We start from the raw sequence: 21,754 nt of genomic DNA on the forward strand, positions 1-21,754 counted from the left end.
CAAATTTTTCCAATCGGATGGGTTCTTGCTTACAGGCGGTTTTTTTTGTAAAAATGGGAAAGCCAGCGCAGCCATGCTATTGCATCACCAGGTACGAGCCATGCTCGCACACCGGCGCGCCCCCGGCCTGCTCCAGGCAAACATCGAACCCAATCACGCTGCCGCTTTCAATCCCTTCGATGGGCGGCACCGCGAAACTGGCCCGGCCGCTGGCGTTGGTCGGTGGGGCATAATAATAAATCAACCCGTTGGGTGTATCCAGGCTGATGCTGGCCTGCACGCTGCTCACCGGCTGCAAGTCCACTGCCTGATGAATGGTCAGGTGAATCACCTGGGTTCCATCCGGAGGAATCTCGGCAAACTGGCGTGAAATCCGCAGGGTAACCTCGCTGGATGGCGGGGCAGGCGCTTCTATGGCCGTGACGGGAACGCTGACGGCCTCTTGCGGCGGCTGCGCGGCGGCCTCTTCAGCGGGAGTGGGCAAGGCTGGAGCGCTGGAGGCCAGCACCGAGGGCCGGCTGTCGAGCGCCGGAATGCCGGCCATCTGCAAGTAACGGTAGCCCAGCGGTGTGAGACGCACGCGCTGATCGGGCGCTGCCTGCGGGAAGTATTCCAGGCAGTAATTCTCGTAGCACTGCCGGTCAATCTGGTCATCGTAGCGGAAGGTGTCGGCGATGGGCTTGCCCGAAATTTCCACCCCGCCATGCTGGGCAATATAAGTATCAAACAAAACCGGCACATGGTAGCCCAGTTTGCCTTCGGTGGGGTAAAACACCACGTTCTGGCTTAAGTCGTATTTCTTCTCCACCGGCGGGTGGGCGATCATCTGCAGCTGAATGGGCAGATTGCGCAGCCCCACAGCTTGCGGCTGCCCGCCCGGCGCGTAGAGCACCGCGTTTTCAAACACCTGCTCCAGGCTGCCGTCGGCCGCGGTGTGCGGCTCGCTAATCGGCTGACCCAAAAAGCTGAACCCGCCCAGCCGGTCCAGCGCGGTGGCAAACGGCATGGCCACCTTCTGGTTTTCGGGGTGCATCACTTCGGGGTATTTCATCGGCTGATTCTGGCTCATCACATACGCACCGTAGGGCAGCAGGCGCACGCTGCTGCCGCCACTGACAGACACGTCCTGATAAAAGCCAACGTTTTCAAAATACTGCTCAATGCGGCGCATGTGCGGGTCGTACAGCACTTCGGTCAGCACGCGCCCGGCCTGCTCGCGCCCCAGTAAATTATCAATCACCAGTTGAAAGGGCGGGTAAACAGGCGCATCGGGTTGGTGATGGCCTGGCGGAACATTGAAGCTTAAGCTGATCGGTGAGAGGAAGAAGCGCCGCTCGCCCGTGGCAGACGGATTGAAACACAGCAGCGCGTTGGCCGCGTACTGGCAGGTAATCTCGTTTTCTTTATACGGTTGAGAGATCACCGCGCCGACCACATCCTTGCCACCCAGGTCCTGGTAATACTCTCGCAAGGCCGGGTCAATCGCGTACAGATCGGAGAAACTAGTGTTTGCCGCCGGAGAAACCGCGCCTGCCGCGCAACCGCTTAAAAGCAAACCAACCGCCAGGATTATCCCTATGGCAGCAATTCTTTGAAAATCTGTCCAGGTTTTCAATAAGGTGCACCGATTAAGCAATACGAGCCGCTCCAGATTTTCGGTTTCTTTTCATTTCAACACACAACTCGATCCGCTTTCCAGCAGATCGATTTTCATTCATCCCTCAAAAAATTTTTTTCTTCCCCCTCGATCCTTCAGTACATTGAATTCGTCTCAGGGTTTATAAAACCGCTCAAGTTCAAGTTGTCCAGCGAACTTCCACTACTTATAGTTTACCCTGTTCAGCGCGAAAAGTCAGTTGAAAATGAACAAGTTTAATGAAGAATTTACACCAATTTCCTTAAAAGAATTCACAGGCACACCGTTGCCAGCGCACCTGTGAATTGATTCACCCGTTGATCACTTCCGGGCAGTTGACCGACCGCAATTTTTACTCAGAGCGTTTCTTCATGCTGCCCTGCACCAGGAAAGCCGCGCCAAAGCAGACCATTCCCAAGTAGACGAACAGCGTTCGCAGTTGGCCCAGCGGCCCGCCCGACAGGTCTGCGCCGGTTACCGGAATGAGCAGGGCGTCGCCTTGCGCCACGGGAGCGGCCAGGGTGGGCAGTCCTTGGCCCTGGGTGGTGATGTTCTCACCGGGTGCGGGCGTGCGCTGCGAAGCAGGCGTTTGCTGCCCAACCGGGGTCTTTTCGTTGTCATCTGGCGTTACCGTGGTAACCGGGACGGTGGGAGTTCCGGAGGGTACGGGCGTCTCAGGCGTCTCAGGGGTTTCTGGTGTCTCTGGGGTCTCAGGCGTCTCTGGGGTCTCAGGCGTCTCTGGGGTCTCTGGGGTCTCTGGAACCCGGCAGACGTCTTCCTCATTCGAGACACTCACGGTGCGTGGATTTTCATCGGGGTCTGTCCAGTTGGCCGTAACGGTATTGGCTGCCCAATCAGTGGCGCTGTAGAACACCACACTTTGACCTGCCGCCACGGTTTGGCTGCCCGAACCGCCGGTCAGCGCGCTCCAGGCGAATTCAATATCAAAGGCGTTGGGGTTCAGGGCAGTCCATTCAATCATCGTGCCCATGCAACGGTAAGTCAAGACCAGATCAGCGCCGGGGTCCAGCGGTGTGCAGCAGTCTTCCGGCGTGGTAATCGTACCAGATCCGTTGAAGGGGCCTTGCTGCCAGTTAACGATCACCTGATTGGCGCCATGGGGGGTAATCGCCAGGGTGGTCATCCCGCCGCCAAAGCTGCCGCTCGGGCCGGGCGCGCCATTGACGGTGCTGGTATAGGTAAAGGTTTGATCGTTGGGGTTGTTCACATAGAAGGCGATCTGGTTGTCTTCCGTGCAAAGATACCCAAAGGATAAGGACTCGTAGCAATATTCACTGCCAGCTTCAGCCGAATCCTCAGCGCCGGTGGGCAGAGTGGTAAGCACCACGGTTTGCGGGTTGTCCATGGATGTGGTGAAGAAAGCCTCACCATTGGCATCCACTGAACCGCTACCCGACTCGCCGCCGCCTTCCACCGCCCAGTTAAAGTCCACTTTCTGGTCGTTGGGGTTGGTTACCCGCCAGGTGTGCACGGTCGTGCCTTCCACGCCGCATTCCCAGCTCAGCTCCAGGGGCAGCAGGGGTGGGGTGGTGGGGGTGGGAGTGGCCTGGCAAACCCAGGGGTACCAGTAAATATCCAGCCCATCAGTGTCCAGCTCATGATCGTGGTTATTTTCCTGGTACGAAAGGCGAGCGCCAAAATGGATTTCGACAACCTCATCGCCCGGATCCACACCAGGCCAGGTGCCCGGCACGGTGATGGTCTGGCCGTTGACTACATCAAACCCGGCATACATGGGCGGGGTGGCTTTGTAGGGCGGGTTGACAATGCGGAACTCCAGCAGCAGCCGCCCGGTTACCCCTTCGGGAAGGGTTACGGTCACGTCGGTGGTGATTTCGCCAGCCGAGAAGCGGCACAGGGCGTAATCTTCCTCAGAGAAGTTCACCTCTCCGGTGATGTCGGCAGGCAGGGCGGCCAGCATCTCCAGCGTGGGGGTCATTTCGAGGGTCGGCGTGAGGGTCGGTTCCAGGGTTACTTCCAGAGTCGGCTCCAGGGTTGCCTCAAGGGTCGGCTCGGCGGTAACTTCAACGGTTGGCTCCAGCGTAGGCAGCTCTCCGCCCTCTTCAGTGGGCGCCAGGGTTTCTTCCACGGTCGGCGCTTCGCCGGTTTCTTCACCGGGGTCTTCCGTTGCCTCCTGAGTCGGCTCTTCGGTAACTTCCTCAGTAACCTCCTCGGTTACCTCCGGGGTTTCCTCAGCAGGCGCTTCTTCAGTAGGCTGCTCATCTTGCAGCATGCCACTATTCAATTGAGAAGAAGATTGGAAAGAAAAATCCGATTGGGCGCGGGCAGGTTGGTTCACCAGCGACAATACCAGCCCAGCCAGTAAAAATATGACTCCGGCCGTGTAAAACCCACGAGCCAGCTTTCTGCGCAAATGCAGACTTATTGCGGTCATTGTGATTCCTCCGAAATCGAGTCAACTGCTCCTGGTTCTCCAGGTTGACTGTCTTTCGGTCGGGTTCGCTACTCGGCTCCCTGCCCACCCCGCCTGAATTTCCCCTCAGGACAAAGCGACCATATCAGGTGAACAGATCAATGCCTTCCGCAAGACGACGAAAAAGATAACAGCCTTGGTTATGTATTTTAAGACGAGTTACTATCTGAAATGTTACTTAACTGCGGCAAACCTCCTTCCCCATGCTAATCACCGGCAGTATGCAGAGATGAAACAACAACGACAGCCTGTTGAGATGCGATCGTAAAGTGATTATATTGATTTGGTAAATATATTCTAGCACAATATTTTTGAAAATGGTTAATCAATTTCGACCAATTTATTACTTTTTATGCTTTTCTTCCATCCAATTTCAAACTAATTCTGCCGTCCGGCGCCGTTGCCTGTCCGCTGCGGCGCCGCATCCAGCGCAAAAGCTTCCCCTAAGGGAGTGTACGCTTATCATACCGTCATCCGCTTAAAAAATTCAAGTCAAATTTGTCCCCTTTTTACCGGCTGCTATTCAGAAAAAAAAACCGGCTCCCGTGGAGTTGGGAGCCGGCGCAGGAGCATCTTTATTGCGTTTGCCCGCGTGTGAAGCGCGCCATATCGGCCAGGCTAACCGCCAGGCGCCAGTCTGGCCCGCCCCGGCGGTTGGCCAGCTCGCCGGGAACAATCGCGCGGAAGCGCGGCAGCTCGCCGCTCTCGGCCACCCCGCTCTCCATCCACCCCGCGGGGATGTGGGCAAAATGGTAGCGAAAACCCGGCAGCCCCTGGTTGTTCCACAAAACCACTTTCTCCTCACCGCACTCCAGCGACAGGTCGCGCGCGCCGGCCTCGCACAGAATCTCGAGGAAGGCGGCTATCTGCGCCTCGCTCAACACGCTGGCGTAGCGTCCCAGGCGCAGCGGCTGCTCCACAATCGCTTCCGCCTGGTCGGCAAGGGTCTGCTTGCGGTCGGTGCGGATGCGCGCGGCGCGCAGCAGGCGCTCGAAATCGGCTTTGCGCCCGTCTTCGCGCGGCAGCAAACCGCCCGCGCGCCGTGCCGTCAGGCTCACCTCATCCGCGGGGCTGGTGTTTACACCCTGCACCTCCAGTGAGCGCTCTGCCTCCCGGTACTGCCAATCGCAGGTTACCGGCTGGCCGTTGACCAGCAGGGTTACCATCTCCGGCTCGACCAATCCGCGCAGGGTAAAGCGCGTGCGCCGTGCCGCAGGCAGCAGGTGAACCGCCCCCTGCGCCGGAGAGATCGTTACGCGCATTTCGTCTGCCTGCCAGCGCACATCCGCCCGCGTCAGGGCGTGCTCGCCCCGCAGGTAGTCTGTGCTCTCGCCGTCATCTTCATATAACGCAAAAGTGTTATCCGCGCCGGGGAAAACCAGCCATTCCAGCTCGGCGGGAAGATCCGTGCGCAACGCGCTCTCGCCGCCGGCCAGCGGCACCACCGCCCCCGCGCGCGCGAAGACCGGCGTCTCTTCCAGCCCGGCCAGCAGACTGTGAATTTTGCCGCCCGCGTACTGCCGCCCGCTGAAGAAGTCGAACCAGTTGCCTTCGGGCAGCCACACCAGCGGCTGCGCCAGCCCCAGCTCGGGGTCGGCTGGGCGGGTTACCGGCGCGGCGATCAGCTCGCTGCCAAACCAGTATTGATGCGGCAGGTGATAGGCCTCATCGTGCTGCGGGTGGGTGTGGTACATCGGGCGCACCAGCGCGCTGCCCTGGCTGGCATTGCGCCAGGCCATACTATACAGGTACGGCACCAGGCGGTGGCGCAGGCGCATGGCAGCAGAGGTGATCTCTTCCACGCGCGCGTCATAGCCCCACGGGCGCTGGTCAATGAAGGCGTTCTTGGTGCTGTGCAGGCGGAAGATCGGGCTGAAAACACCAAACTGCACCCAGCGCGTGTACAGCTCCGCGCTGGGAAAGCCCTTGAAGTGCCCGCCAATATCATGGCTCCACCAGCCATAGGCCACATTGGCGGCCGTGGCGGTGAAGTAGGGCTGATAGGCCAGTGACTCCCAGGTGATCTCCGCGTCGCCGGAGAAACCAATCGGGTAGCGGTGATTGCCCAGCCCGCCCCAACGCGAGAAAATAAAGGGGCGCTTGCGGCCATCGCGGCCCAGGTCGTAAAAATGCAGGTGATTGAGCCACCACAGCGGGTCGAGGCCCTGCATGCCGCTACGCGTGCCCTGCTGCCAGTCCATCCACCAAAAATCAATCCCCTCGCGCTGCTCTTTGCGGTGGTGCAGAATCTCCAGGTAAGCGCGCGCGAAATCGGGGTTCTCAATGGCGAACTCCACCGGCTGGCGCGTAGAAGGGTCTATGCCCAGCGCGGCGGCCATCTCAGCGTAATCGGCTTCGTGCGGCTGCACGCCGTCGGCGGGGTGCAGGTTAAGGGCGGTTTTCAGTTTTTTCTGGTGCAGCCAGGCTACCAGGCCGGCCGGGTCGGGGAAGAAGTCGCGGTTCCAGGTGTAGCCGGTCCAGCCGCTCACCCCGCTGTCGTTCTGCACCAGGTGCCAGTCCATATCAATGATAAAAACCGAGAGCGGAACCTGGCGGCGATCAAACGCTTCCACCAGGTCCATCACGTCTTGCTGAGTATATTCCCAGTAGCGTGACCACCAGTTGCCCAGCGCCCAGCGCGGAATGAGCGGCACGCTGCCGGTGAGGCGCAGATAATCGCGCAGGCAGGCTTCATAATCCTGGCCGTAACCGAAGAAATATAAATCCTGGCTGCCGGGGGCGGCCTCGCGCTGCCGCAGCCAGCCGCTTTCATCAAACACCAGGCTGCCGCTGTCGTCCACCACGCTCCAGCCCTCGGTCGAGAGCAAACCCGGTTCCAATTCCACGCGCCCGCTGGCATTGTCCAACGTGCGGTAGGTACCGCGCAGGTTGCCGCGCGGCGCGTCTCCGCAGCGCCACAGCGCGCCGCTTTCTTTTAGCTCAATCTGCAGGCTGGCAGGGCTAAACGCGCCCGCGCGGCTGTCGTAGCGCAGGCGCAGCGCTTCGGTTTCTACCACCAGCACGCCGTCCGTCTCGGAGGAGGTGAAAAGCGGGGCGGGCTGTTGGCGGTGCCAGAAAGCCTGGCTGGGGCGGTCTTCAAACTGACCGCCGGGCGAATATTCCATGCGAACCAGGCGCGGGGTAAGCAGAGTGAAGCGCGCCTGCCGGGTAACGATTACAGCCTGGGGGTTAGCCAGTGGGTGAAATTCAGGGAGCGGAATGATGGTGTTCATATGTCCATCCTGTTGAAGTCAAGATCTTTCTATTTTACCGGCAAAACATATTTTGTTGAGCAAAAAAAGATACTTGACAGACGGGCGGGAAGTCGGTATAGTTTAATTACTTCATTCATTGAATAAAGTAATTGGAGCTGACATGCCCATTTCCCCCACCGGCAACCGCGATCTGATCCGCGCCATCAATTCCACCCTGGTGCTGAACACCGTCCGCACCCTGGGGCCCATCTCGCGCACCGAGATTGCCCAGCGCACCGGCCTGAGCGCGGCCACGATTACCGGCATTTCCGCTGAGCTGATCGAAAAAGACCTCATCTTTGAAAAAGCCACCGGCGACTCCAGCGGCGGCCGCCGTCCCATATTGCTTGACCTCAACCCGCGCGGCGGCTTTGTGATTGGCCTTAAACTCACTGAAGATCATATCACCGCCGCCCTCACCGACCTGCGCGCCGTGGTGGTAGCCAAGCAGACTTTTCCGCTGACCGGCAAATCGGTGGAAGAAGGAGTGGCGGCCCTGTGCGGCGCGGTCACCAGCCTGGCAGCCGCCCATCAGGTGCCAGCCGGACGTTTGCTGGGGGTGGGTGTGGGCCTGGCAGGGGTGGTCAACGCCGAAACCGGCGTGCTGCGCCACTCGCCGATCATCGGCTGGAACAATGTGCCCCTCGCCAGCCGCATGCAGGCCAGTCTCAGCGTGCCGGTCTATGTGGACAACGACGTGAACACCTTTACCCTCACTGAGAAGTGGTTCGGCGTGGGGCAAAAAGTGGAAAATTTTTTGGTGGTCACCATCGGGCGCGGCGTGGGCATGGGCATTGTGGTCAACGGCCAGCTCTACCGCGGCGGGCGCGGCGGCGCGGGCGAGCTGGGGCATACCGTGGTCAGCCCCGACGGCCCCTTGTGCGGCTGCGGCAAGCACGGGTGCCTGGAAACCTTTGTCGCAGACCCGGCCATGCTGCGCGATGCGCGTCTGGCTTTTGAACAGGGCCGCCTGGAGCGACTGCCCGCCACCACACGCGAGCTGGCTGAAATGGCCGAACAGGGCAGTCCGGCCGCGCAATCCATCCTCGCCGCCGCTGGAGAAATCCTCGGGCGCAGCCTGGCCAACCTCATTAACATCTTCAACCCCACCCTGGTGGTGATCAGCGGCGAGGGCGTGGGCGCGGGAGACTTTTTCTTCAACGCCATGCGCCAACAGGTGCAGCTTCACAGCATGGACGGCCTGGCCAGCGATGCCGAGATCAAAATTGACGTGTGGGAAGACGACGCCTGGGCGCGCGGCGCGGCCGGCTTGGTGCTGCACGGCATCTTCGAATCGCCAATCTACCGCGAGCAGGCGGGGTGATCTTTTCAAAAAAATTTTGGATCCATTATTTCAATCAATGAAAAAAGTTTGCAAAGGAGGTGTCTGTCTGGTTCTGTGCTGAATTAGTCATTGATACGTCGAGAAGTCTTCCAACCCAATTTGAAAACGATTTAAGAATGGAGTAAGAACGGAGATGAAACCAACAAAAGTTTCCCTGATTGCGATCAGCCTGCTGGTCGCCTTATCGATCCTGCTGGGCGCCTGTGCCCCGGCAGCCAACCAGCCTGCCGAGCAGCCAGCCGCGAGCGACGCCGCCCAGCAGCCCGCCACCGAAGCACCCGCGGCCCCTGCTGAAGCGCCAGCCGAGCCCACCGCCGAGCCAGCTCCGGTTGAGCCGGTCACCATTTCGTACTGGCACACCATGAGCGACGCCGAAGAAGACCAGCTTGCCAACGTGATTGCCGCCTTCGAAGCCGCCAACCCTGAGATTAACGTCGAGCCCACCCGCTATTCGTGGGACGACTTCAAACCCGCCCTGCTCACCGCCATCGCCGGCGGCGAGGCCCCCGACACCGCCCGCATGGACATTGCCTGGGTCTCCGAGTTTGCCAACCAGGGCGCGTTGATGCAGCTCGACGGCGTGATGCCCGACTTTGACTCCATCGCCGCCGCAACCTTCCCCGGCCCGCTCTCCACCAACTTCTGGCAGGGCCATTATTACGGCCTGCCCCAGAACACCAACACCCAGGTGATCCTGTGGAACAAGGCAGTCTTTGAAGCTGCCGGCCTCAGCCAGCCACCTGCAACAATGGACGAGTTCAAAGAGATGGCCTGCCAGCTCTCGGACGCCGCCAACGAGAAATACGGCTACGCCCTGGGAGGCACCTACTTCTGGGCCCCGGCACCCATCTTCTACGCCATGGGCGGCAAAGTGGTTGACGATGCCATTACCACCGCCAGCGGCTACATCAACAGCGCCGAAAGCGTGGCCGCGTTCACCCTTCTGACCGACATGTACAACCAGGGCTGCATATCACCGAACCTGCTGGGCGGCGGCATCGGCACATCAGACGGTCACGCCACCGGTATGTACGCGATGATCATCGACGGCCCCTGGATGGTGGATATCTACAAAGGCCAATACCCCGACTTTGAAGTCAACTTTGCCCCCATCCCCACCGGCGCGGCTGGCACCACTAGCTCGGTGGTTGGCGGCGAAGATCTGGTCATCTTTGAAGGCTCCAAGCACGCGGACGCGGCCATGAAGTGGGCGGCCTTCCTGCTCAGCGAAGAGGCCCAGGTGATGATGGCCGAGGTCGGCGTGATGCCCACCCTGGCTTCCCTCACCGGCGATGCGCGCCTGCCGGAATACTTCGGCGTCTTCCTCACCCAGCTTGAGACCGCTCAGGCGCGCGTGCCGCACCCGAAATGGTCGGATATGGACAATGCCATCAACAACGCCTTCCAGCGCATGCTGCGCGGCGAGCAAACGCCCCAGCAAGCCTTAGACCAGGCGGCTGTCGAGATCGACGCTTTGCTCAAGTAACCTGTTCTTCTTTCAGCCCCGCTCCGCGTATCTGGGGCGGGGCTGATATTTAACCTGCTTTTTTTCATTCGCACTGGAGGCGCTCATGCAATCAGCCTATCCCAGCCGTGTTCGCCAGTATTTGCCCGTATTGCTGTTTTTGCTGCCCGGCATCATTCTTTTTCTTACCTTTATCATCGGCCCCATGTTGTATTCGCTGCGCATCAGCTTTTACGATTGGAACATCGTTAAACCTGAGCGATCAGTCTTTGTGGGCTTCGAAAATTACCAGCGCGCCCTGGCAGACCCCATCTTCCGCAAGGCAGCCCTCAACACGCTGGTTTACACCCTCGTTACCGTGCCAGCCCAGATGCTGTTGGGCCTGCTGGTGGCCATGCTCCTCAACCAGAAGTTCCACGGCCGGGTGTTCTTCCGCGTGGCTTACTACCTGCCAGTGATCACCTCATGGGTCATTGTCAGCCTGCTTTTTGAGTACATGTTCAGCGGGCAGGCCGGATTGATCAACTACCTGCTGCGCGACGTGTTCGGCCTGATCCAACAGAACATCCGCTGGCTGGCTGACCCTGTGCTGACTTTTGTTCCCATTCACCTGCTGGGTATTTGGAAAGGCGTAGGCTGGACGGCCGTCATCTTCCTGGCTGGTCTGCAGGCCATTCCCCAAGAATTGTACGAAGCCGCCGAAGTGGACGGCGCTAATACCTTCAATAAGTTCTGGTATATCACCCTGCCGCTGCTGCGCTCCACACTGATCTTCTTGCTGGTGGTGCTGGTAATTGGCGGTCTGAACGCCTACATTTCAAACCTGCTGATCACCGACGGCGGCAACCCCCTCGACCTGACTCACTTCGTCCTTACGCTGATGTATGAAGCCACCTTCACCAAACTCGACTTCGGCTACGGCTCGGCCATCAGCTACCTGCTGACCGTGGTGGTCTTCGTCGTCAGTGTCTTTCAAATCCAACTGCTCCAGAAGCAGTCCGCGGAGGTATAAGCGTGAACGCGAAAACTGAAAAGAAACTCAAAATCGCCCTGTCCGTGGGCCTGCTCCTGTTGGGGTTGGCGTGCGTGGCGCTGCCCTTCTGGTATATGTTTGTTACCTCGCTCAAGCCGCAATCTTACGTCTTTGAATTTCCTCCGCGCCTCTGGCCAACCACGCCCTCGCTGGACAACTACGTCGAAGCCGTTAACCGCGATTCGTTTGGCGTCTACTTTCTCAACAGTTTGGTGGTAGCCACGGCTACCACGGCCTCCACCGTGCTGGTCTCGGCCATGCTGGCCTACGCCTTCGCCCGCTTCAAATTTCCGGGGCGCAACGTGTTGTTTTACCTGCTACTGCTGGGCATGATGATCCCCCCGGTGATGCTCATCATCCCGCAGTTTCTGGTTGCCACCAGCCTGGGCCTGCGCGAAAAGCTGATCGGCCTGGTGGTGGTCTATGTAACCATGAACCTCTCCATGCAGACCTTTTTACTGCGCGGCTTTTTCGCCAACATTCCGCGTGACCTGGAAGAAGCCGCCCTCATTGACGGGGCCAGCCCGTGGCAGATCTTCACGCGCATCATCCTGCCGCTCTCCAAGCCCGGCCTGGCCACCGTCACCATCTTCACCTTCTTATACAGTTGGGACGAGTTTCCCTGGGCGAATGTAGCGATAAAAGAGGCCACCAAACGCACCCTGCCCATCGCCATCGCGCTCTTCCAATCGCAGCACCTCACCCGCTGGGGACTGGTCTTCGCCGCTTCGATCATCGCCTTAACTCCGGTGGTGATTGTGTTCCTCGTTTTTCAAAAATATTTTGTTCAGGGTATTTCCACCACCGGTATGAAGGGATAAGTTCTTATGCGCCTGATTGATTTTTATCCAATGAAAGGTTGTTATGCTCCCGGCTCGCCAGTGGATTTGCAGGTAGAGATGAGTCTCTCCCAGTCCCGGCGCGTGCAAGCCACCCTTGAGATCTTCCACTTCAGCCAGTCCGCCGGCCGGCTTTCCACCGTGTGGGACCTGCCCGCCGGTGAACACAGCCTGCCGCTGCGCTGGACCCCGCCCAGCGGCGCGCAGCAGGGTTACGGCGCGCATCTCAACCTGACCTGCCTGCCAGAAGGTCCCTCCGCCGCGGCCCAAACCGCCTTTGATGTGCTGGCCAACTGGACGCGCTTCCCGCGCTACGGGTTTCTCTGCGACTTTTTCCCCAACCGCTTTAACATCGCTGAAACTTTGGGCAGTCTGGCCCGGCACCACATCAACGGTCTGCAGTTCTACGACTGGCAGTACCGCCACGACCAGCTCACCGCCCCCTCCGAAGAGTTCATCGACCCGCTCGGCCGCGCCCTCTCACTGGTTACCATCCGCGATCTGATTCAGTCCGCGCATGCGCACGGCATGGCCGCCATGCCCTACCTGGCCGTGTACGGCGCGTCCATCCAGTTCTGGCGGCAGCACCCCGACTGGGGTCTGTACGACGCGGACGGTAAACCGCACACCTTTGAAGACTTTCTAGGCATCATGAACCCTGCCGCGGGCGGCCCCTGGGTGCAGCACCTGCTGGATCAGTGCGCCCAGACCCTGCAAGCCCTGCCCTGGGACGGCCTGCACGTTGACCAATACGGCGAGCCCAAACAGGTCTGGAACGCTGCCGGCGTGCCGGTAGACCTTGCGCTGGCTTTCCACCAGTTTATTCACAGTCTGAAAACCGCGCACCCCGGCGCGGCTGTTACTTTCAACGCCGTTGGCAACTGGCCTATCGAGGCCCTGGCCAGCGCCCCCGAAGATTTTGTCTACATCGAAATCTGGCCGCCCACACCCCGCTTCAGAGACCTGAAAGACATCACCCTCAACGCCCGCCGCCTGTCAGAAAACCGCCCGGTGATCATTGCCCTTTACCTGCCCGCCAGTCAGCCTGCCAACCTCCTGCTGGCAGACGCGCTGATCATCTCGGCTGGCGGCGCGCGCATTGAGCTGGGCGAAGAGCAGCGCCTGCTGGCCGACCCGTACTTCCCCAAACACCAACCCCTCGACACGCCCACCCTGGCCGCCCTGCGCCGCTACCACGACTTCCAAGTGCGCTACGCCGAATGGCTCGGCCCGTCCGCCGCCCACCTGGAACAGGAAGACATCTCTGCCCCCGCCGGGGTAGAAATAACCTGCCGCGAGTCAGAAAGCGGGCTGGCTGTTTGCCTGGTGAACCTGGGCAGCGCGCCTGACCCTTTCTGGACAGAAGCGCAGCCCTTCCCGCCTGTTCAAACGGCGATTGAGGTCTCGCTGCCTGTGCGGCGGCCGGTGGCGCGCGTGCTGGCCGCCTCGCCAGACGGTCCCGACCTCTCCGCGCGACTTGTTGCCTTCCAACACAAAGACGGACGCCTGCGCGTGTCGCTGCCAGAGCTGCGCGTCTGGACAACCATCTTCATTGAATTTGAGGAGACGAATTAATCATGACCCCATCCCTGCTGCAGCGCAGTATCGAGATCATTCTGGCCAACCAGCACCCTTCGGGCGCGTACCTGGCCAGCCCCAATTTTCCCACCTACCATTACAGTTGGTTCCGCGACGGCACCTACATCGCCTACGCTATGGATCTGGCCGGGGAGACCGAAAGCGCGCGCCAGTTCCACCAGTGGGTGGCCCAAACGATTTTACGCCACGAAGGCACCGCCCAGCGCGCCGCTGAAAAAGCGCGCGCCGGACAGCCGCTCAGCCCGCAAGACGTGCTGCACACCCGCTATACCGTAACTGGCGAAGCCGCCGCCGAAGACTGGCCCAACTTCCAATCCGACGGTTTTGGGGCCTGGTTGTGGGGCCTCAGCCAGCACCTTGAAATTTCTTCCGCGCCTCTCAGCGGCGAGTGCGAGCGCGCCGCCCGCCTGATTGCCGATTATCTGGCCGCCCTGTGGCAGCATCCCTGTTACGATTGCTGGGAAGAGTTTGGCGACCGCGTGCACGCCTACACCCTGGCGGCCATCTACGGCGGCCTGGAAGCCTGCACGCGCATGGGTCTCGCCGATTACCGCTCCGTTACGGCGGCCATCCGCGAAAAAATCGACACGCAGTTGTTCAACGGCGCGTATTTCTCCAAGTTCATCGGCACACCGCTGGTCGATTCCAGTCTGCTCGGCCTGGCCGTCCCTTACGGCGTGGTGGACCCGCGAGACGCGCGTATGCGCGCCACCGTCGCGAAAATCGAGCAAGATCTGCTGCACGCGGGCGGCATCCAGCGCTATGCCGAAGACACCTATTACGGCGGCGGAGAATGGGTGCTGCTCACCGCCTGGTGGGGCTGGTACTGGAGCCTGGCCGGAGACCCGGAAAAAGCCCGTCAGGCCAAAGCATGGATTGAAGCCCAGGCCAATCCGCTGGGCTGGCTGCCCGAACAGGTGCCCCTGCATGTTAACGCCCCGGAGCATTACCAGCCCTGGGTGCAGCGCTGGGGGCCGATTGCCAACCCGCTGCTTTGGTCGCAGGCCATGTATATCATTCTCGATCACCACCTGCGGGCGGGCAGCCGCCAACCCGCGAGTTAACCACAAAAGCTGGTTCTTTGCCTGTGAGTGCAAAGAACCAGCTTTCTTTTTCAGCGCGCGGGACTACACCAGCTCCAGCGGCTCTTCAGTCCCCTCCACGTCCATCGCCAGCAGATTTCGCTCCAGCAGGTTTTCCATAATGGAAACGCTCACTGGGCGGCTAAACAGGTAACCCTGCGCCTTGTCGCAACCGTGCTGGCGTAAAAATTCCAGCTGCTCTTCGTTTTCCACCCCTTCGGCGGTTACTTGCAGCCCCAGAGCATGCCCCATGGCGATGATCGCGTCTAACAGGGTAACATTTTCTTGAATCCGCTCGAGGAAGGATTTGTCAATTTTCAAAATATCCACCGGGAAGCGTTTTAAGTACGACAGCGATGAATAACCGGTGCCAAAATCGTCGATGGCAATGCGCACGCCAAACTCGCGCATGCGCGCCAGGTTGTTATGCGCCAGGTTGTTATGCGCCAGGTCGTAATCGGCCATGGCCGTGCTTTCGGTGATCTCCACCTGCAGCTGGGCGCACTTCTCCGCTAAAATCGGCTGGTAGCGTTCGATCATGGCCTGGAACGACGCGTCTTGCAGCTGCTGGGCCGGCACATTAACCGCCAGATTAAGGTAGCTGTGCCCCTGCTTGTGCCAACGCAGCCACTGCTGAGCAGCCTGGACCATGATCCACTCGTTCAAGGGCACAATCAGGCCGGTTTCTTCAGCTACCGGCAGAAATTCACCCGGGAAGAGCAGCCCGCGGGTGGGGTGCATCCAGCGCACCAGCACCTCCACCGCCTCGATCAGTCCGGTATCCATGCGGATAATCGGTTGGTAGTGCAGCACAAACTCTTCCTGCTCAATCCCGCGCCGCAAATCGCTTTCCACCTGCAGCAGGGTCAGGCTGTCGGAATGCATGCGCATGTTATACATCACCCAGCGCGCCTTGCCGCTGGCCTTGGCGCGGTTCATCGCCAGGTCGGCATCGCGCAGCAGCACATCGACCTGCCGGGCATGTTTCGAGGTGGCAATGCCGATGCTGGCTGTCAGATAGATGCTGCGGTCATTGATCTCAAAAGCAGATTTGAACGCATCCAAAATTCTCGCGGCGGCATCCACCGCTTCGCTTTCTGTTTTCAGGTTCTGCAGCACCACAGCAAACTCATCCCCGCCCATGCGCGCCAAAAAGTCTTCCTGGCGCAGGCAGGCCAGAATGCGGTCACGAGTGAGCACCAAAACCTGATCCCCGGTCTGGTGATTGTAGCTGTCATTAATCAGCTTGAAGCGGTCCAGGTCAATGAACAAAACGCCGGTCAGCGCGCCATCCGCTGGTTGAGAGAGGATCTCGGTCAGCAGCGAGAGCAGGAAGGTGCGGTTGGGCAGGCGCGTGAGGGTATCGTGCAGGGTCTCATGGTTCAGGCGCTGTTCATTTTCTTCCAGCGCCTTCTGCGAATTCTGCAATGCCTCAAAGGTCTGGTTAATTTTCCGCGCCAGTTGAGAAAATTCATCGTTTCCGGGCAGGCTGATGCGCGTGGAAAGGTCTTGGGTCGTGCGCGCCAGGTCAATCCCCCGGTGAATCACATCCAGGCGGCGGATGATATTTTTCTCAATAACAAGATTGCCCGTTACCGAGAAGAAAATACCAATCAAAATTACCGCCGCGATGAAATAGCGGTTGAAGATTTTGGCGTGATTGTAATATTCACGCACCTCCAGAATTCGCAGAATCAAATGCAAATCGCCTTCATTGTTGCTCAACATGGTGTACCCGGCGATCCAGTCCTCGTCTCTGGTCAGGGCCGTTTTCTGGCTGCCGGAGGCCTGCATATTCGCCAGCGCCGCCGTGTAATCTTCCGGCAGAGCGGCGGGGTCATATTCGCGGATTTCAACCGGCATGTTAAGCAATTCGGAAAGAACCCCCATCTCCGCCGCATTCAGGGCACGGCCCACCACCAGCGTCCCCGCCACCGGGCCTTCGTACAGACTGGTGATGATTTGATGTGCGGCGACCAGCCACGGCATACCGTTCAACATCACAATTTCAGCGCGCGCGTCCGATTCTAATTCAAAGCTGCCAAGGTCCAGGTGCCGGCTGAAGACTTCCTGCCAGCCTTGCGGGGGCGCTTCTTCCTCCATCGCCTGCAGGTTAAACCCCTTGGCGTAGAGCAGCTCACCATCCGGCCGGATGACAGCGAACAGATTGAGGCGCATATAGACAAACGTCTCATCCAGCAGATTGGTTTCGGCGTACGTCTCGTTCTCGCCGTTGGCAAAGAGGTAGGTGTCATCCCAGGCGCCCCAGTCTTGCGCGAAACTGGCCAACTGCCCTTTTTGCGACTCCAGCACCGACAGCGCCACATCCAGATCGGACTGGACGCGCTTTTCTTCCAACTGCATATAACTGCGGAAAAGGAAAGCCCGAGAGACAACCGACAGCAGACCGGCCAGAATGAGGGTCGCGGCGATTGTGGCAAGCAGGGTTTTATAGCGAAGAGTCATAGGTTAATCGGTAATCCAGTAAATGAAATGTCGCTTGATACCCATAAACCGGGTGAGACGGCCTGATGTTCCACCGTCAATTTACCCCTTCTTTATCGTTATCGGCAAATTTAATGTTTTCTACAGATCCTTATACGGTTTCCAGCGTTCCTTTTTGCTTGGCTTTGGTCTCAAACCAACGGAACAGCCAGAAGCCCGCCAGCCCGTAGGCCAGTCCCACCGCCAGCTCACCCAGCAGCAGGGGCAGCACACTTTCCAGGCTGGCCCCGGCGATCAGCGCGCGCGCCGAGGTGATCCCGCGCGTCAGCGGCAGACCCTGCGCCAACACCTGGAACACCACCGGCAGGCGGTCAACCGGTATATTGGCCCCCGAAAAGATAAGCAGCAAGAAATAGACCGAGTTGTTCACAAACATAATGTTCGTCGTAATCAGGCCAACGCAGCCCATCAACAGCCCCATCCCTGAGCAGCTAATGGTCGTGACCAGAATGGTCAGCGCCAGAGCGGGCAGATCGGTGTTCGAAAGATCCAATCCCAACAGCAGCACGCCCCACATCAGACCCACCACCACGCCCAGCATGCCGTCGATGACGTGCATAAAGGCGCGCCCCACAAACAGGAAAAAGCGGTTGGCCGGCGTGCCAAACAGATAAGGCAGCGTGCCGTTCCAGCGGTCGCCGCCGATGCTCATGGTTACCCCGTAGATGCCGCTCACCGCGCTGATTTGAACCGCGTTGCCGATGACATAAAAGCTGGCGTTCTCACGCCCGCTGGCATAAATACCCAGCAGTGTAAAGAACAAAATCTGCGCCAGCGGCATCAGCACCTTGGAAGCCAGGTAGGTGGTCGGCCGCAGCCAGTGAAACATACCGATATAAGAAAGCAGGGTGCCCTGCCAGAAAATGCGGATGTTAACCGTCAATTGTCGCAGCATGGCGGCTCCTATTCCATATCCAGAGTGGCGTCGGTGCGCGCCTTCACCAGCATCAGCTTAAACAAGCGGCTGGAAAGGAAGAAATACACCAACGAAAACAGCAGCATCATGCCCCAGCACAGCAGCACCTCTGGCAGCGCACCCGTTCCACTCGAGGTGGCGTGCAGGGCGCGCGCCGCCCAATACGGCGGCAGCAGATAGCTGAGCGGCGTGGTCCAACCTGGCAGCAGCGCGATGGGGAACAGAAACCCGCTGAGAATGTAGACCGGGAACTCCAACGCGTTTTGAAACTGCTGCACAGCCGGGTTCATCACAAAGATCGGCGCGATGATCAACCCAAAACTGATAAAAGCCACCACCGCCAGCAGCAGCGAAACAACAAAGAGCAGCGGCTGCTGGATGGACAGATCAAACCCGAAAAGCAGCGCGGCCAGCAGGTAACTGGCTACCATCGAGACCAGCGACTGGGTTACGTCGGCCAGGTTCTTGCCGAACACAATCACTTCCAGCGGAGTGGGCACGCCCACCAGCGTCTCCAGCGTACCGGAGCGGCGCTCCACGTTGATGCTGTTGCCACTCACAAAAAGCAGGCTGCTCCACAGGCCGGTCATCCCGCTGCCCACCACCACAAATATCGCCATCTCCGGCCCCTTGTCGCCCAGCATCCACATCGCCATGACGGCGATCAGCAGTGGCTGCACCAGCACAGTGAAAATGATGAAGGCGTCCATCACGTTGTGGCGAAAGGTCATTTCTGCTACGGCCAAAATGGCGCGTCCGTACGTTTTCCACAGGCGCGTCATGCTTTTTTGCCTCCCACCAGGCGCACGTAAGCGTCTTCCAGGGTTGGCTCGCGCACAATCACGCGCCCCACGCGCAGGCCATTGAGCAGCGTTACCAGGTCGGGCACGGCCTCGGCCCCGCGCAGCGACTGCACCTGCAGCAGCTGCTTCTGCTCGCGGTTCTCAATATGCACCGAGTCAACATAGGGCTGGGCTTTGATTTTCTGCACCAGCTCGTCGGGGATGCCGTAGACCTCCACCTCCACCACCGACAGGTCGCTGACAAAGCGCTTCAGTGCCTCGGGCGTATCCAGCGCCACCAGATTGCCGTGGTCAATCACCGCGATGCGCTGGCAGAGCGCGTCGGCCTCAAACATATAATGCGTGGTCAGCAAAATGGTCTTGTTCTCCGACTGCAGGTTCTTAATCACCGCGCGAAATTCACGCGCGCCCACCGGGTCGAGGCCGATGGTAGGCTCATCCAGAAACAACACCTGCGGATCGTGCAGCAGGGTGCGCGCCACGTGCAGGCGCTGCTTCATGCCGCGCGAGTAGCCTTCCACGCGCTCATTGCCGCGATCCTTCAACCCCACCAGTTCCAGCAGGTAAGGGATGCGCTTTTTGGACACATCCGGGTCGACATGATACAGGCTGCCGAAATAGCGCAGGTTGTCAATGCCAGAGAGCCGCCAATACAGCCCGCGCTCGCCGCCAAAGATGAAGCCAATGCGCTTCTGCACCTCCGTGGCGTTCTTCACCACGTCCAGCCCCATAATGCGCGCGCCGCCCCGCGTGGGCAGCAGCAGCGTGGTGAGCATTTTCACCGTAGTGGTTTTGCCCGCTCCATTGGGGCCCAACAGGCCAAACAGCTCGCCCGCCCCCACCTCAAAGCTGACATCTTCCACAGCCAGCACTTCTTTGGTGGTGCGGCGGAACACGCCAATCGTCGGCCGAAATATGCGTTGTAAATGATCTACTTCTATGGCTTTCACGCGAAAACATCCTCTTCTTTAATGTACTTTTCCAGCAGATGCATTGTAACCCATATCCCAGCGCTCGCAGGTCAGCCAAATGGTCAGGCCTGCCCTGCCAGGCTGACCAGTCAATGGGTACGCTGGCCCGCGCGGGGCGTTTTCGCTGCCGAAAAACAAACCGGCACAATAAGTAGGACGTTCTCGGCGCTCGTTTCGTTACAGTTTTCAGAAGAACATTTCTCTTGTAGGGCGGTGTTGAAGGCGGACGGTTTGTTTTAAGTCAAAACCATTTTGTCCCCGCCCGCAACCCACCGTCCGCTTTTGCTGGTGGGATTCGGGCGGATCATTCCGCCGGTTTACCATTGAACAGGCGGGCCCGCCCTGCTCCCACCCTACCGCGGATTGGGTTCTCTTGTAGGGTGGCGTGGAGGGCGGAATGTCTTTTTTGAGGTAGAGCAAATTTTACCCGCCCGCAACCCACCGTCGGCTTTTGTTGGTGGGATTCGGGCGGGTAGCCACGCCGGTTTACCATTGAACAGGCTGATCCGCCCTGCTCCCACCCTACCGCGGATTGGGTTCTCTTGTAGGGTGGCGTGGAGGGCGGAATGTCTTTTTTGAGGTAGAGCAAATTTTACCCGCCCGCAACCCACCGTCGGCTTTTGTTGGTGGGATTCGGGCGGGTAGCTACGCCGGTTTACCATTGAACAGGCTGATCCGCCCTGCTCCCACCCTACCGCGGATTGGGTTCTCTTGTAGGGTGGCGTTGAGGGCGGCCGATCTACTTTGCGCCAAAACCATTTTGTCGCCGCCCGCAACCCACCGTCGGCTTTTGTTGGTGGGATTCGGGCGGATCATTCCGCCGGTTTACCATTGAACAGGCGGGCCCGCCTTGCTCTCACCCTACCGCGGATTGAGTTCTCTTGTAGGGTGGCGTTGAGGGCGGATCAACCAACGCTGAGTCAAAACCATTTTGTCCCCGCCCGCAACCCACCGTCCGTTGATGGGCAAATTGCGATTGACCGCCATCCCCAAGACGGTGTACCGCCGCACCCTACGGAAGAACTGCGGCTCCCTCCCTACAATGCGCTTTCCAGCATTTTGGGGAAGGCTTGGGGTGGGGTCCGCGCCATCAATGATACAATTCCTTATTCATTTCACCCTTACCTCAAGGAAACAAAATATGAAAACTATCGGCATGATCGGCGGGATGAGCTGGGAATCATCCATCGAGTATTACCGCATCACCAACCAGCGCGTGCGCGAAAAGCTGGGCGGGCTGCATTCGGCCAAAAGCGTTATGGTCTCAGTTGATTTCGCGGAGATCGAGGTACTGCAAAGCAGCGGGCGCTGGGACGAGGCCACCCAAATGATGGTCGACGCGGCCCTGCAGGTGCAGCGCGGCGGCGCGGATTTTTTGATGATCTGCACCAACACCATGCACCGCATGGCCGAAGAAGTGCGCGCCGCGCTGCAAATCCCCCTGCTGCACATCGCCGACGCCACCGCCGCGCGCGTAAAGCAGACGGGCATGACCAAGATTGGCCTGCTGGGCACGCGCTTCACCATGGAAGAAGACTTCTACTGCGGACGGCTGGAAAGCCTGCACGGCCTGCAAGTGTTGGTCCCAAACGCCGCCGGGCGCGGCCTGGTGCACCGCGTCATCTACGACGAACTGGTGCTGGGGCAAACCAAACCCGCCTCACGGGCGGAGTTTGCGCGCATCATCAGCCAAATGCAAGCCGAAGGCGCGCAGGGTGTCATTCTGGGCTGCACCGAGATTGGCCTGCTGGTCAAACAAGGCGACGTTGACCTGCCGCTCTTCGACACCACACGCATTCACGCAGAAGCCGCGGTAGACGCGGCCCTGGGCGAACTGGATTTGTCTTAAAA

General features: G+C 59.4%; 14 protein-coding genes. 7 read left to right on the top strand and 7 right to left on the bottom strand.

The window, feature by feature from the left end:
- Positions 1 to 76: 76 nt before the first annotated feature.
- The 3 genes from ADN00_RS10805 to ADN00_RS10815 all read right to left on the bottom strand — a co-directional run bounded on the left by ADN00_RS10805 (position 77) and on the right by ADN00_RS10815 (position 7,324).
- On the bottom strand, positions 77 to 1,555 hold the full coding sequence (locus tag ADN00_RS10805) for a hypothetical protein (protein WP_152966328.1): 1,479 nt from the start codon (positions 1,553 to 1,555) through the stop codon (positions 77 to 79).
- 433 nt (positions 1,556 to 1,988) lie between these two features.
- On the bottom strand, positions 1,989 to 4,052 hold the full coding sequence (locus ADN00_RS20135) for a hypothetical protein (protein WP_075062987.1): 2,064 nt from the start codon (positions 4,050 to 4,052) through the stop codon (positions 1,989 to 1,991).
- A 614-nt stretch (positions 4,053 to 4,666) separates the two neighbouring features.
- Positions 4,667 to 7,324: a glycoside hydrolase family 31 protein gene (locus ADN00_RS10815; protein ID WP_075062988.1), complete on the bottom strand. Its 2,658-nt coding sequence runs from the start codon at positions 7,322 to 7,324 to the stop codon at positions 4,667 to 4,669.
- 142 nt (positions 7,325 to 7,466) lie between these two features.
- On the opposite strand from ADN00_RS10815, the gene ADN00_RS10820 reads away from it, so the two are divergent.
- The 6 genes from ADN00_RS10820 to ADN00_RS10845 all read left to right on the top strand — a co-directional run bounded on the left by ADN00_RS10820 (position 7,467) and on the right by ADN00_RS10845 (position 14,690).
- The gene (locus ADN00_RS10820; protein ID WP_075062989.1) at positions 7,467 to 8,669 is read left to right on the top strand and encodes an ROK family transcriptional regulator; all 1,203 of its coding nucleotides are present in this window, start codon (positions 7,467 to 7,469) and stop codon (positions 8,667 to 8,669) included.
- 154 nt (positions 8,670 to 8,823) lie between these two features.
- Positions 8,824 to 10,176, top strand: coding sequence for an extracellular solute-binding protein (locus tag ADN00_RS10825; RefSeq protein WP_075062990.1), 1,353 nt, complete (start codon positions 8,824 to 8,826; stop codon positions 10,174 to 10,176).
- 85 nt (positions 10,177 to 10,261) lie between these two features.
- Positions 10,262 to 11,167, top strand: a complete 906-nt coding sequence (locus tag ADN00_RS10830; protein WP_075062991.1) for a carbohydrate ABC transporter permease — start codon at positions 10,262 to 10,264, stop codon at positions 11,165 to 11,167.
- A gap of 2 nt (positions 11,168 to 11,169) precedes the next feature.
- Positions 11,170 to 12,009, top strand: a complete 840-nt coding sequence (locus ADN00_RS10835) for a carbohydrate ABC transporter permease (RefSeq protein WP_075062992.1) — start codon at positions 11,170 to 11,172, stop codon at positions 12,007 to 12,009.
- A 6-nt stretch (positions 12,010 to 12,015) separates the two neighbouring features.
- Entirely contained in the window at positions 12,016 to 13,602 is a 1,587-nt protein-coding gene (locus tag ADN00_RS10840; protein WP_075062993.1) for a glycoside hydrolase family 66 protein, read from the top strand.
- 2 nt (positions 13,603 to 13,604) lie between these two features.
- A complete protein-coding gene (locus tag ADN00_RS10845) occupies positions 13,605 to 14,690 on the top strand; it encodes a glycoside hydrolase family 15 protein (RefSeq protein ID WP_075062994.1) in 1,086 nt (361 codons plus the stop codon).
- A gap of 63 nt (positions 14,691 to 14,753) precedes the next feature.
- Here ADN00_RS10845 and ADN00_RS10850 read toward each other — a convergent pair whose 3' ends face one another.
- From ADN00_RS10850 to ADN00_RS10865, 4 genes are all read right to left on the bottom strand, one after another.
- Positions 14,754 to 17,174, bottom strand: a complete 2,421-nt coding sequence (locus ADN00_RS10850) for a putative bifunctional diguanylate cyclase/phosphodiesterase (protein ID WP_075062995.1) — start codon at positions 17,172 to 17,174, stop codon at positions 14,754 to 14,756.
- A gap of 130 nt (positions 17,175 to 17,304) precedes the next feature.
- Positions 17,305 to 18,108 carry an ABC transporter permease gene (locus ADN00_RS10855; protein WP_075062996.1) on the bottom strand — a complete coding sequence of 268 codons (804 nt, stop codon included), beginning with the start codon at positions 18,106 to 18,108 and terminating at the stop codon, positions 17,305 to 17,307.
- An 8-nt stretch (positions 18,109 to 18,116) separates the two neighbouring features.
- Positions 18,117 to 18,911, bottom strand: a complete 795-nt coding sequence (locus ADN00_RS10860) for an ABC transporter permease (RefSeq protein ID WP_075062997.1) — start codon at positions 18,909 to 18,911, stop codon at positions 18,117 to 18,119.
- Positions 18,908 to 19,882, bottom strand: coding sequence for an ABC transporter ATP-binding protein (locus ADN00_RS10865; RefSeq protein ID WP_075062998.1), 975 nt, complete (start codon positions 19,880 to 19,882; stop codon positions 18,908 to 18,910). Before ADN00_RS10865 ends, ADN00_RS10860 begins: the two co-directional genes overlap by 4 nt.
- A 1,162-nt stretch (positions 19,883 to 21,044) precedes the next feature.
- Between ADN00_RS10865 and ADN00_RS10870 the strand changes: the two genes are divergently transcribed.
- On the top strand, positions 21,045 to 21,752 hold the full coding sequence (locus ADN00_RS10870; RefSeq protein ID WP_075062999.1) for an aspartate/glutamate racemase family protein: 708 nt from the start codon (positions 21,045 to 21,047) through the stop codon (positions 21,750 to 21,752).
- Positions 21,753 to 21,754: the final 2 nt, after the last annotated feature.

Source organism: Ornatilinea apprima (genome assembly GCF_001306115.1).
Lineage (GTDB): Bacteria > Chloroflexota > Anaerolineae > Anaerolineales > Anaerolineaceae > Ornatilinea > Ornatilinea apprima.